Raw genomic sequence first — 11,992 nt, 5'->3', positions numbered from 1 at the left:
AGCTACCTCGCCGGCCTCCACCTTCGAGGCGCGATGATCTGGATCAAGGACCTCACCAGAATCGCCACTTGATCACGACCAAATACGCGCCCTAGTACCGCGTCAGGCAACCTTCGCCCGTCGCGACGCCCGGCACGCACTCTCGCCGCACCGGCCGAAAACCCAAGTACATCCAGTACGAGGGCTTCCGGCCGGCACGCCGATAGCACGCACCAAGGGGGCACCTCCCAGCCCCCCTTGGGGCTGGGGGAGCCGCTCCTTCCCGGCAAAGGCTGCCTGACGCGACACTAGCCGCCGCCGAACCCGACCCCGGGCGCCGCACCGCACTCGCCGAACTCCCGTACGCCTGTGGTCTGGTGGAGGAGCCGCCCGCCTGAACAGCCCCCGGCGCTCGACGGCGGTGGCCGCGATAACGGCGCGCCCTTCCCGGAGGTCCGCCCTAGGATCCTGTGCATGTCCCATCGTGACGACCGCGAACACGTCCAGAGCCTGTTGGCGCGGGTGGCGCGCCGTTCGGACGCCGCACCGGTGGTCGAGGCCACCCGCGCCGCGCTGTCCCGTGGCGACCTCGGGTTCGTGACCGGACTCGGCCTGGCCCTGGCGGCCCGCTGCACCGACCCGCGCGCCGCTGCCCAACTGGACGCCTTCCAGCGGCTGTTCGAGCTGGTCGCGGCCACGCCCGGGCCCGAGCACGCCGCCCTGGCGCTGGGCCTGCTCGCGATGCTGCCGCCCGGCCCCCGGCGCCACACCCGCCACCAGGCGTCCGTGCTGGCGGCGGACCGTCCCGCCACCGACCTCGCGGCGGCGTTCAGCGGGCCGGCGGCCGAGCGGCTGCGGCTCGCCCTGGTACGGGAGTTGGAGCTGCGCGGCACCGATCCGGCCGGCGTCCCGGAGATCGCCGCCTGGCTGGACCACCGGCGGCGCACCCGGCGCCCGCTGCAGTCGGCCACGGCACCGGGCACCGCGCCGCTGCCCCGGTTCGGCGCCCCGGCGAGGGAGTTGTGCCTCGGACCGAACGACGGTGGCCCCTTGCCTCCCATCGGCCCGGCCGCACCGTGTCCACCGGTCGAGGAGGTCACCGACCGGGAGACGGCCGACGCGCTGGGTTCGGCCACCGCCCGCTGGTCGAGCGGCTCCAACGGCCGCACCGAGGCCCGGGTCTTCCGCTTCCGCGCCCCGCTCGCCGCACCCGCCACCGCCCTCACCCCCGGCCTGCTCCGCACCGCCCTCCCCGGCCTCGCCCTCGACTGCCTCGATCACTCCCCCGGCCCCCGCAGCAACCGGCGGCGCACCCGCCACCCCGCCGGCCTGGCGGTGCGGGCCGTCGAGGCCGAACAGGTGTGGGACCTGCTGCACGCGGCCGCGACCGGTGGCGGCGCGTACAGCCGCGGCCTCGACGAGGCGTCCGGGCGGCTGGCCGCCTGGCGGTCCCTGGCCGCGCTGGCCGACTGCCCCGGGACGGCGACCACCGACGAGGTCGAGCTGGCGGCGGACGAGCACCTCTGGTTCAGCTTCGAGTCCGACAGCCCGTGGTTCGGCCAAGTCGCCTGGGACCTGGGCGTGTTGTCCCTCTCCCCCGACCTGCGCCGACTGGCCGTCCTGGCCGCGACCGACACCGACTGACCGGGCCGGTGTCGGTCCGGAGGCCGCGCCCCCCTGCCGGTTGACGGCCCGGTTCTCGGCCCGGTTCTCGGCCCGGTTCTCGGCCCGGAACGCTAACGGAGCGCGTTCGCCAACGATTTGGTCAGGACGCACGTGAACCCGACCTCTACTTCGTCGCCGTCGTCGCGGCGCAACTCCCGGTCACACAGGGCGTCCAGCAGGTCTTCCAGCGGGACGACGGTGCCCTCGGCGCCCCGCTCCGCGACGTGCAGCACCTCGATCATCCCCGCACGGACGAGCCGGACCAGCGGGGCGATGTCCGCCGCGACGAACGCCCGCAACTCTTCGCCCACCAGCTCGGCCGGTGTCTCGGCGAGGACGCCCCACAAGCCGGTCAACCAGCCGCTCGCCTCCATGGCGCAGACCACGATCGAGTCCTCGTCGTCGGTCAGCTCCAGCTCGTGGACGGTGCCCGGGGCGCCCGGCGCATACGCCGCGGCCTCCCAGCGGCGCCTGCCCTCCGCAGTGGCGCGCAGCGACAGGACGGGCAGGTCGTTCTGATCGTGCCGCGGAAGCAGCCAGGTCGCCGGATCAGCGAGCACCTGCGCCAGCTCGGGGCCGGTGACCTCCGGGCCGTCCTCCTGGACGAACGGGGTGCTCAGCGCCCGGCGGACCGTCAACCACCCGCCCGCGACCAAGCGGTGCGCCGCCGCGACCAGATCCGGCACCCGCGCCAGCTCCTCCGCGGGCGAGGCGTTGCGCCGCCGGGGCACCTCGGACGAGCCCGCCCAGCGCAGTACGGCAGTGACGTGCGCCGCGCTGCCGCGCGGGCTCGTGCCGTCGACGGCGCGACGGACCAGCACCTGTTCGGTGACGGACAGGTCGTCCCAGCTCTCCACGGTCTCCATGGCGGCCGATCCTGGCACACCCCCCGGCCCCGACCCGTCCGGTTTTCGGCTGCGGATCGCCGGGGGGATGCGCAGGTCAGGCCCGGGCCGTCTCGCTCCGCCACCGGCCGAGGACGTCGTCCGCCCCCTCGAACGACTCGCCGCCCGCGCGGCCCACCACACCTGACCCGCGCATCACCCCGGCGAGCCGCTCGAACCGGTCCCGCTCCTCCCACCTGCCGTCCGTGGGAGCGCCCCCGGCCGGCGTACCGGGTCAGCCGGTCACCGACTCCCACCTGACCTCGCCGTCCTGCCACCGGTCGGTGGGGGCGAGCCCGGCCGCGGCGGCGACCGCCCCGGACGCCGCGTGCTCCGGGTGGACGTGGGCGACGACCGTCCGCACCCCCCGCCCGCGCAGCCAGCCGACCAGGCCCCGGGCCGCTTCGCTCGCGATGCCGCGCCGCTGCCAGCGGGTGCCCACCGTCCAGGCGATCTCCGCGACGGCCCCGCCGCCGTCCGAGGTGACCGTCGCCTGGACGGTCCCGACCAGGCACTCCTCGTCCCGGAGCCGGACCGCCCAGTTGCACCAGGACACCGAGGGCTCCGGCGCACCGGCCGCCCACCGCTCGTAGCGGGCCCGCAGGAGTTCGGCGTCCTCCGGGGCGCCCCCGGTGAAGGCGTGCAGCGCCGGATCGGCCAGCACCGCCGCCAACTCCTCGGCGTGCTCCGGCCGCAACGGCAGCAGGGTCAGCCGCTCGGTGCGGACGGTCTCGGCTTCGAACGTGCTCACACTGCCTCCTGGACGGAACGTCCGACGAGTATCCCGCGCCTCTCCCCCGGCCCCGTTCACCGCGGCGCGGACAGCCACTCCTCCAGGACCTCGAAGTCCCCCTCCGCCAGGCCGACCCGGGGATCGACCCGGAGCAGCAGTGCGGGCCCGTCGTGGTGCGCGGCCACCCACGCACGGTCGGCCGGCCCGATCTCGTCGTCCACCCAGGCGAACGCACCACCGCCCGCGTGCGCCACCAGGAGCGGTGCCTTCCAGTGCACTCCGGGCGGCAGGGCCTCGACGGCGGCGTCCGGTTCCTCGACCACCGGCAGCGGCGGCAGCCCGAGCAGCGGCGCCACCCAGAGGTTGGCCTCGTGCTCCCAGGTCGTCGCCCACACCGGACGGCACGGCAGCGCCGCGATCCGCGCCCCGCACCGCGGGTCCAGCCTGGCCAGCAGGGGATGGCCGGCCGCCTCCGCCCCCAGCACCTCCCGGATCCGCCGCTCGCTCAGGTGCTCCGGCCGGCTCCCGGCCGGCCCGCCGAACGGGATCAGCGGCCCGTCGACGTCCAGGTACAGCAGCGGCAGGGGCGACCGGGACGGCAGGCGTGGTTCCATCCCCCGCATTCTGCCCGCCCGCCGCTCCGGTCGCTTCCCCGCTCCGGTCACCTCCTCAGCCGGTAGCCGCCCTCGATCACGTAGAAGTCGGCAGCGGGCGCCGCGCACTTCACGGCCACCGGCGCAGCCGTCGGGTCGTTGAAGTCCGGTACGCCCGACCAGCCGCCCCGTCCCCGGCCCGTGCCGTCGGTCGAGAAGGCGAGTGCGGTCTCCGGGTGCCAGCCGCTCGGCGGCCGGGGCGGTTCGGGCGTTTCCGGCGGTACGGCGTAGCTCAGCGAGCGCACCGTCCCGGTGACCGCCGCGGTCGTACCGCCCCCGCCCCCGCTGCCGCTGCCGCTGCCGGTGACGGCCAGGCAGTCGACGTCGATCTCGGCCCGCACCGTGCCCTGCCAGCTCCCGTCCGGGTTGAAGAACTCGTGCTGCAGCGTGGCCCGCCCGGTACCGTCACGCCGGCGGCCGGCCGCCGCGTCGACCGCCAGCGTGAGCTCGCCGAACCCCGGCACCGTCCCGCGCTCCGGGCTGAGCCCGACCCGGCCGTGCAGGCTCGCGCCGTGCGGGCTCGCGCCGGAACCGGTCGGCGCGGCCGAGGCGCTCGGTACCGCGAGCGCGGACGCCGCCATCGCGGCCGCCATCCCCAGTAGCAGCTTGTGCTTCGTCAACTTGCTTCTCCCCCGTGCTTGTTGGGCGCCACTTCCGGCGCCCCGGTCACGGCTCCCGGGGCCACCCCAAAGATCGCAACCGGCACGAGCCGGACGCGTCCGCCGGGGGAAGGAGCGGGGTCACCCGCGCGGAGGAAGGAGTTCGTCCCCGCTCTCCTCCGTCCCGATGAGGGCGAGGGTGTCGGCGAGCCAGTCGGCGGTGTCGGGGAGCCAGTCCGGCAGGGCGTTGCCGAGCAGGTGGTTGCCGTGCGGGACGTGGAGGAGTTCGGCGTGCGGGAGGTCGGCGGCGAGGGCGTCGGCGTTGGTGACGCCGGGGATGCGGTCCCGGCCGCCTTCGACCAGGAGTAGGGGGAGCCCGCGCAGCCGGGGGGCGAGGGCGGCCAGGTCGATCCGGGCGGCGAAGGCGCGGGCGGCGGCCTCGCCGCCGCAGCGCTGGGTGAGGGTGGCGGTGACGAACGGGACCAGGGCGTCCCAGTCCAGCCGGTACGGGCCGCTGACCAGTGCCGCCGCCCGGACGCGCGGATCGTGGGCGGCGAAGTCGGCGGCGAGGTGGCCGCCGAGGCTGAGCCCGAGCACCGCGACCCGGTCCGGGTCGAGCGCAGCGTCGGGCGTCGGGGCGAGCGCAGCGTCGGGCGTCCGGTCGAGCGCAGCGTCGGGCGTCGGGGCGGGCGCCGCGCCGGAGGTCACGCCTGCCGGGGCGGCGCGCAGGGCGTGGCTCAGGGCCCGGCCGAGGGCGTGCCGGTGGTCCGGGCCGAGGGCGGGTCCGGTGGCCAGGACGCCCTGTCCCGGGCCGTCGACGGCCAGGACCGCCAGGCCGCGGTCGAGCAGGGCGTCGGCCGGGTGGTGGAACTCCTCCTTCGAGGAGTCCATCCCGGGCACCAGCACCACCAGCGGGACGCCCGTTCCGTGCCGCCGCGTCCGTCCCACCGGGAGGCGCAGCCACCCCGCGTAGCCCTCGCCGGAGATCCGCCGGGCCCGGGGTTCGAGCAGGGCGAGGGCCTCGCCCGCCGAGCGGTCGGCCTCCGCGGCGACGGTGGCGGCGCGTTCCCGGTCCGGGTCCGGCAGCAGCGCGGCGAGGTGGAACCAGCGGGCGGCCAGCCGGTGGTACTGCCCGGCGGTGCGGTGGCGGCCGCGCGCGGCGGCCCGTTCGGCCCGGGCCCGGTGGGCGAGGGCGGCGGTCCGACAGGCGTCGGGCCAGTGGAGCAGCGAGTCGACCGTGGCGGTGACGCGGTCGTACTCGTACGGGTCGACCCCGGCACCGTGGGCGCGCGGGCGGGTCTCGGCGATGAACCCGGCGGCCGTACCGGGGGCGGCGAGGAAGGAGAGATCGGTCATGGGCGGCGGGTCCTCCGGAACGCGGCGGAGCTGTTGGGGAAATAGGTCGACAAATCGATCGGTACGTCGGCAGCACGGGTCACAGCGACAACGACTGCGACATCAATGGCGCTCATCATCATCAATACATTGATGACTGTCAATGCAACTGATTGATGTCGCCCACCCTGTAGCATCCCCACATGGGAATGCCCGCCGCCGACCGCATCGGCATCGACCTGCACCTCGCCGACCAGGAGTTGATGGCCGCGAAGCGCGCCGCGGTGGAGCCCGCGGGGCTGACCGTGCCGCAGTACGCGGCGCTGTACGTGCTCGCCGACAGTCCGGGCATCAGCGGGGCGGCCCTGGCCCGGTCCTGCCAGGTCACTCCGCAGGCGATGGCCGTGCTGCTCAAGCACCTGACCGGACGCGGGCTGGTGGAGCGGGCGCCGCACCGCTGGCACCGCAACGTGCTGGAGACCCGGCTGACCGACCGCGGCCGGGCGGCGCTTGAGCTGGCCGACGAGCGCGCCACCGAGGTGGAGCAGTGTCTGGCCGACGAGTTCACCGAGGCCGAGCAGGAACAGTTCCGCGCGTTCCTGGTCCGCGCCGCCCGGGCCCTCCAGCAGGCCGCCGACGATCTGGACTGACTCCTCCCCCGGTTCCGGCCGACCCGCCGAACGCCGGCCGACCCACCACGGCACCCCGGTACGGCCACCGGCCCGGCCCGCGCGGTGCGGCCGGTGTCGCGGCCCGTGTCACGGCCCGTGGCGTGGCCCGTGGTGTGGCCAATGTCGCACGGCGGATCTCCGCAGCTCATGGGGGGTACGGCGGCGGGTTGCGGGTAGGCTGCGGCTGCCCCGTCCCCGAGCCGTGAGGAGTTGCGCGTGTCTGCGATCGCCGTCGTGGGGGTGGGTGCGGACGGCTGGCCGGGGCTGTCGGTCGCGGCGCGGGAGGCGCTGGGCGCGGCGGAGGTGGTGCTCGGCGGGGCGCGTCAGCTGGGGTTGCTGCCGGAGCAGGTGACGGCGGATCGGGTGTCGTGGCCGTCGCCGTTGCGGCCGTCGGTGCCGGGGCTGCTGGAGCGGTTCGCGGGGCGGCGGTTGGCGGTGCTGGCCAGTGGTGACCCGATGTTCCACGGGATCGGCCGGACGCTGCTGGAGTGCGGCGTCCCGGCGGAGGCGCTGCGGGTGCTGCCGCACCCGTCCTCGGTGTCGCTGGCGTGCGCCCGGCTGGGCTGGCCGGTGGAGGAGACCGAGGTGGTGACGCTGGTCGGCCGCCCGCCGGAGTCGCTGCACGCGGCGCTGTACCCGGGCCGTCGGCTGCTGGTGCTGAGCGCGGACGCGTCGACGCCCGCGCGGGTGGCCGGGCTGCTGGCGGACGGGGGCTACGGGCCCAGCCGGGTAAGGGTGTTGGAGCAGCTGGGCGGCCCGGCGGAGGCGGTGCGCGAGGGGGTGGCGGCGCACTGGTCGCTGCCGCCGGGCGATCCGCTGAACGTCCTCGCGGTCGACTGCGTGCCGGACCCGACCGTCCCGGCGGACGCCCCGCGGCCGCAGCTCGTCCCCGGCCTGCGGGACGAACTGTTCGAGTCGGACGGCCAGTTGACGAAGCGTCACGTCCGGGCGGCGACGCTGGCGGCGCTCGGCCCGGCGCCGGGCGAGCTGCTGTGGGACGTCGGCGGCGGATCGGGGTCGATCGGCATCGAGTGGCTGCGGGCGCACCGCAGTTGCCGGGCGGTCAGCGTGGAGCGGGACGCGGTGCGGGCCGAGCGGATCGTCCGCAACGCGGCGGCGCTCGGGGTGCCCCGGCTGCGGGTGGTCCGGGGCGCGGCACCGACGGCGCTGACCGACCTGGTGGCCGAACTCGGCCGTCCGGACGCGGTGTTCGTCGGTGGCGGGCTGACCGTGCCGGGGGTGCTGGAGGCGTGCTGGGCGGCGCTCGGTCCGGGCGGGCGGCTGGTGGCGAACACCGTGACGCTGGAGTCGGAGGCGCTGCTGACGCAGTGGTACCGGCGCCACGGCGGCGAGTTGGTGAAACTGGGCGTCGCGCACGCGGTGCCGGTGGGCGGTTTCACCGGGTGGCGGCAGGCGATGCCGGTGACCCAGTGGAGCGTCGTCAAGGGCCCGGACGCCGAGGGCCCGGACGTCAGGGACACGGGCGCCGAACGCGCGGACGCCGAACGTGCGGACGCCGAGGAGACGGACGTCAAGGAAACGAACATCGAGGACACCGACGGAGCGGCGAGCGCCGGAGGGTCCGGCGGGGCTGGAGGAGGAGCGAAGTGACGGTCTATTTCATCGGTGCCGGTCCGGGCGCGGCCGATCTGATCACGGTGCGCGGCCAGCGCACCCTGGCCCGCTGCGGGGTGTGCCTGTACGCGGGCAGCCTGGTGCCGCCGGAGCTGCTGGCGGACTGTCCGCCGGACGCCCGGCTGGTCGACACCGCGAACCTGGACCTGGACCAGATCATGGCCGAGATCGTCCGGGCGAACGCCGGGGGCCAGGACGTGGCCCGGCTGCACTCGGGCGACCCGTCGGTGTTCTCGGCGATGGCGGAGCAGATGCGCCGGCTGGACGCGGCGGGCATCCCGTACGAGGTGGTGCCGGGCGTGCCCGCGTTCGCGGCCGCGGCGGCGGCGCTGAAGCGGGAGTTGACGGTGCCGACGGTCGGGCAGACGGTGATCCTGACCCGGGTGGCCCGGCAGGCGACGCCGATGCCGCCCGGCGAGGAGCTGTCCGTGCTGGGCAAGAGCGGCGCGCTGCTGGTGCTGCACCTGGCGGCCCGCTACGTGGACAGCGTGGTGGAGGAGCTGCTGCCGCACTACGGGCCGGACTGCCCGGCGGCGGTGGTCGCGATGGCCAGCCGCCCGGACGAGCTGGTGCTGCGCGGCACGCTCGGCGACATCGCCGTGCAGGTGAAGGCCGCGGGCGTGCTGCGCACCGCCGTGATCATCGTCGGGCGCACGCTGGCCGCGACCGAGTTCCGCGACAGCCACCTGTACTCGACGACCCGCGCGCGCTGACCGGCGCACCCTCCCGGCTGCCGGCCCGTTGTCGCAACGGGCCGGCCGGATCGGCGCGTTGACGTTCCGCCCGACGGCCGGCGAGGGGTTCGCGCGGTGTCCGAACCGTACTCCGCGACGGCCCGGCCGCACCTCGAACCGGCCGCGCTGCGCGCCTACTCGGGCACGCCGTCCGGGCCGTGGGCGGGGCGGGCGGAGCCGGCCGACCGACCGCTACGACCGGGTCGGCGGGCTGCCGTGGCCGTTGCACCGCCGTGGCCCCTGCCCGTGCTCGGCGGCGCGGCGCACCACGTGGGCGCGGACGGCGGTTTCGCGGTGGTGCGCGACGGCGTCCGGTCCCCGGCCCCTGCCCCCGCTGCGGGACGCCGGAGCGTACGGCACGGGCCGCGTTCACGGCGGACGGGGACCGGGCCCCGGAGAAGTGGACCGGGCCGGACCCGGTGGGGCGCCTGGACGCCCTCTGCAACCCCTCCCACCCACCGCCCGCCCGCCGGCTACCGCTGCCGCGCGCCGGACAGCTCGGCCGACTCGGTCGGCGCGGACGACTCGGGCCCGCCGTGGTGCGGCTCGTCGGACAGCAGCCCTTCGACGGCGCCGTCGAGCTGGTGCTGCATGGCGGTGGAGCGGGGCAGCATGGTCGCCTCGTAGGCGCGGACGGCCTCGGCGACGGTGGTGTGCTCGGCGAGGGCGAGGGCGAGTTCGCAGGCGTCGAGCATGGCCAGGTTGACGCCGACGCCGAGCGGGGGCATCAGGTGGGCGGCGTCCCCGAGCAGGGTGACGGCGCCGTCGTGCGGCCAGGTGTGCGGGACGGGCAGGGCGTGGATCGGGCGGTCGACGTAGGGGCCGTCGTTGTCGGTGAGGAGTCGGCGCAGGCCGGGCGACCAGTGGCGGTAGCGGTCCAGGAGGAGGGCGCGGAGGGCGTCGGTGTCCCGGACGGTGTGGCCGGCCGCGGCGATCCAGTCCGCGGGGACGCGCTGGATGGCGTAGACCCGGAGGTGGCCGCCGCCGCCGCGCTGGGCGAACAGGCCGCGTTCGCCGTCGGCCGCGGCGGCGCTGCCGGGGCCGACGAGTGCGGCGAGTTCGGGGTGTCGGCGGTCGACGTCGTGGAACCAGGCTTCGAGGAAGCTGACGCCGGTGTGGACGGGGGTGGCCGGGGAGAGCGCGCGGCGGACCTTGGACCAGGCGCCGTCGGCGCCGATGACCAGGTCGGCCTCGGTCACGGTGCCGTCGGCGAAGTGCAGGCGGCGGGGGCCGGCGGCGGGCCCTTCGACGGACCGCAGGGCGTGGTTCCAGTGCACGGTGCCGGGTTCGAGCGAGCGCAGCAGGAGTTCGCGGAGTCGGCCGCGGTCGATCTCGGGCTTGTGGCGTTCGCCGTCCGCGGGAACGTGGTGGAAGCAGATCTCCCCGGTCACGGCGTCGAGTTGGCGCATCTCCTGGCCCTCGGGGCGGGCGAGCCGGAGGAAGTCGTCGAGCAGTCCGGCCGCGCGCAGGGCGAGCTGGCCGTTGTCCTCGTGCAGGTCGAGGGTGCCGCCCTGGTCGCGGGCGTCGGGGCCGTGGTCGCGGTCGTGGACGGTGACGGCTATGCCGTGCCGCTGCAGGATGCGGGCGCAGGTCAGGCCGCCGGGGCCGGCGCCGATGACGGCGATGCGGGGGGCGGGTGCGGTGGTCATGGTGGTGCTCCTTCCGAGCGGTGCGCGGCGGGGCCGCTCCTCCAGAAGAGCACAACGACTACAAAAGTGCAACGACTCAACTTTTGAATCGACTCAACCGGGTGGTTAGACTGTCGCCATGCCCCAGACGCCGCCCCCGCCCCCGCCGCCGTCGAATCCCCCGCCGCCCCCGCCGCCGCCTCCCCCGCCCGGGCGGCGCGAGCGCAAGAAGGCCGCCACCCGCCAGGCCATCGCCGACGCCGCGCTGCGCCTCTTCCTGGAGCGCGGCTACGACGACGTCGGCATCCGCGAGATCGCGGACGCGGCCGACGTCTCCACCACCACGCTGTTCAAGCACTTCCCGGTCAAGGAGGCCCTGGTCTTCGACGAGGAGCCCGACCTGGAGGCCGACCTGCTCGCCGCCGTCCGCGAGCGGCCCCCGGGCCGGTCGATCCCGGCCGCCCTGCGCGAGCACGCGCTGCGCCACCGCCGGGCCGCCACCGCCGGCGATCCCCGGTTCGCGGCCTTCACCGCCCTGGTGGACTCCACCCCCGCCCTGCGCGACTACCACCAGGCCATGTGGCTGCGCCACACCGCCGCCCTCGCCGCCGTGATCGCCGAGCAGAGCGGCCGCCCCGCCGACGACCCGCTCTGCACCGCCCTGGCCCACTTCGCCCTGGAGGCCCCGCACGCCGCCCAGTCCCACCAGGACGTCCGCGGGGCCCTGGTCCGCGCCTTCGACCTGCTCGAACACGGCTGGAACTCCCTGACCGGGCCCGCCCCCTCGTGACCTGAGTCGGAGATTCGTCGCTGGTTGGGCATGAGTCGTCCTGGTCCGAAGATCCCGCCGTGGTCGGTCACCGATGGCCAGCGGGAGGTGCTGCAGTCCTGGGTGCGTCGGCGTTCGACCGCCCTGGAGTGCGCCGACGGCCACTCGATCATGGAGGTCTCCCGCCGCCCGGACATCGCTCCGGACACGGTCCGCACCTGGCGCCGGCACTTCATCGAACGGGGCCCGGACGACCTGGGCGACGAGCCCCCACCCCCGACGTCCCGCAGAAGACCACCGACACGGGCGTCGAGCGGGCCATCGCCAAGACCCCGGAGGAGAAGCCGAGGAACGCCACCCACCGGTCGACCCGCTCCACGGCCGCGGCCACCGGCATGTCGCAGTCCGCTATCCCCCGGATCCGGCGTGAGCACCGACCCCTTGTCCATCGACAAGGTCCGCGACGTCGTCGGCCTCTACCTCGGCCCACCCGAGCGAGCGCTGGTGCTGTGCGTGGACGAGAAGTCGCAGATCCAGGCCCTGGACCACTCCCGGCCCGTACTACCGATGATGCCCGGGGTGCCCGAGCAACACAGCCACGACTACATCCGCTTAGGCCCTGTCTCGTAATTGATCTTGTTGTGGGTCATTGTTCCTCGGCTCGCAGCCACAGGATCAGCGAGGCGAGGACGACGCCGGCCCGGTAG

The 11,992-nt window shown here is 75.6% G+C and carries 11 protein-coding genes and 2 pseudogenes; 7 read left to right on the top strand and 6 right to left on the bottom strand.

All coding sequences use genetic code 11. The features are described 5' to 3' along the window. Nucleotides 1-453: 453 nt before the first annotated feature. A complete protein-coding gene (locus tag ABD345_RS38975) occupies nt 454-1,623 on the top strand; it encodes a DUF6183 family protein (RefSeq protein WP_344559409.1) in 1,170 nt (389 codons plus the stop codon). 92 nt (nt 1,624-1,715) lie between these two features. Here the strand turns inward: ABD345_RS38975 and ABD345_RS38970 are convergent, their stop codons facing one another. From ABD345_RS38970 to ABD345_RS38950, 5 genes are all read right to left on the bottom strand, one after another. Beyond that, entirely contained in the window at nt 1,716-2,510 is a 795-nt protein-coding gene (locus tag ABD345_RS38970; RefSeq protein ID WP_344559407.1) for a hypothetical protein, read from the bottom strand. Between the two features lie 253 nt (nt 2,511-2,763). Next, nucleotides 2,764-3,279, bottom strand: a complete 516-nt coding sequence (locus ABD345_RS38965; RefSeq protein ID WP_344559405.1) for a GNAT family N-acetyltransferase — start codon at nt 3,277-3,279, stop codon at nt 2,764-2,766. A 56-nt stretch (nt 3,280-3,335) separates the two neighbouring features. Beyond that, on the bottom strand, nt 3,336-3,875 hold the full coding sequence (locus ABD345_RS38960; protein ID WP_344559403.1) for an HAD domain-containing protein: 540 nt from the start codon (nt 3,873-3,875) through the stop codon (nt 3,336-3,338). A gap of 47 nt (nt 3,876-3,922) precedes the next feature. Next, nucleotides 3,923-4,534 (bottom strand): hypothetical protein, encoded by a 612-nt coding sequence (locus ABD345_RS38955; protein WP_344559401.1) that lies wholly within the window; start codon nt 4,532-4,534, stop codon nt 3,923-3,925. A gap of 120 nt (nt 4,535-4,654) precedes the next feature. Continuing rightward, a complete protein-coding gene (locus tag ABD345_RS38950; protein ID WP_344559399.1) occupies nt 4,655-5,869 on the bottom strand; it encodes an alpha/beta hydrolase family protein in 1,215 nt (404 codons plus the stop codon). 182 nt (nt 5,870-6,051) lie between these two features. Here ABD345_RS38950 and ABD345_RS38945 point away from each other — a divergent pair, with 182 nt between their 5' ends. The 3 genes from ABD345_RS38945 (at nt 6,052) to cobM (ending at nt 8,867) form a co-directional block, all read left to right on the top strand. After that, nucleotides 6,052-6,498 (top strand): MarR family winged helix-turn-helix transcriptional regulator, encoded by a 447-nt coding sequence (locus ABD345_RS38945; protein ID WP_344559397.1) that lies wholly within the window; start codon nt 6,052-6,054, stop codon nt 6,496-6,498. 237 nt (nt 6,499-6,735) lie between these two features. Beyond that, nucleotides 6,736-8,130, top strand: a complete 1,395-nt coding sequence (gene cbiE / locus ABD345_RS38940; protein ID WP_344559395.1) for a precorrin-6y C5,15-methyltransferase (decarboxylating) subunit CbiE — start codon at nt 6,736-6,738, stop codon at nt 8,128-8,130. After that, a complete protein-coding gene (gene cobM / locus ABD345_RS38935; RefSeq protein ID WP_344559393.1) occupies nt 8,127-8,867 on the top strand; it encodes a precorrin-4 C(11)-methyltransferase in 741 nt (246 codons plus the stop codon). The genes cbiE and cobM overlap by 4 nt, the downstream gene beginning before the upstream one ends. Nucleotides 8,868-9,361: 494 nt before the next feature. Here the strand turns inward: cobM and ABD345_RS38930 are convergent, their stop codons facing one another. Further along, entirely contained in the window at nt 9,362-10,537 is a 1,176-nt protein-coding gene (locus tag ABD345_RS38930; RefSeq protein WP_344559391.1) for an FAD-dependent oxidoreductase, read from the bottom strand. A 118-nt stretch (nt 10,538-10,655) separates the two neighbouring features. Here ABD345_RS38930 and ABD345_RS38925 point away from each other — a divergent pair, with 118 nt between their 5' ends. From ABD345_RS38925 to ABD345_RS40410, 3 genes and pseudogenes are all read left to right on the top strand, one after another. Then, nucleotides 10,656-11,306: a TetR/AcrR family transcriptional regulator gene (locus ABD345_RS38925; protein WP_344559389.1), complete on the top strand. Its 651-nt coding sequence runs from the start codon at nt 10,656-10,658 to the stop codon at nt 11,304-11,306. Between the two features lie 30 nt (nt 11,307-11,336). Then, nucleotides 11,337-11,510 (top strand): annotated as a pseudogene (locus tag ABD345_RS38920) (IS630 family transposase); the annotation flags it as partial. A gap of 104 nt (nt 11,511-11,614) precedes the next feature. Then, nucleotides 11,615-11,903, top strand: a pseudogene (locus tag ABD345_RS40410) (IS630 family transposase); the annotation flags it as partial. Nucleotides 11,904-11,992: the final 89 nt, after the last annotated feature.

The organism is Kitasatospora saccharophila, from assembly GCF_039529925.1.
Taxonomy (GTDB): Bacteria; Actinomycetota; Actinomycetes; order Streptomycetales; family Streptomycetaceae; genus Kitasatospora; species Kitasatospora saccharophila.
This window is presented reverse-complemented; position numbering and strand designations above follow the sequence as displayed.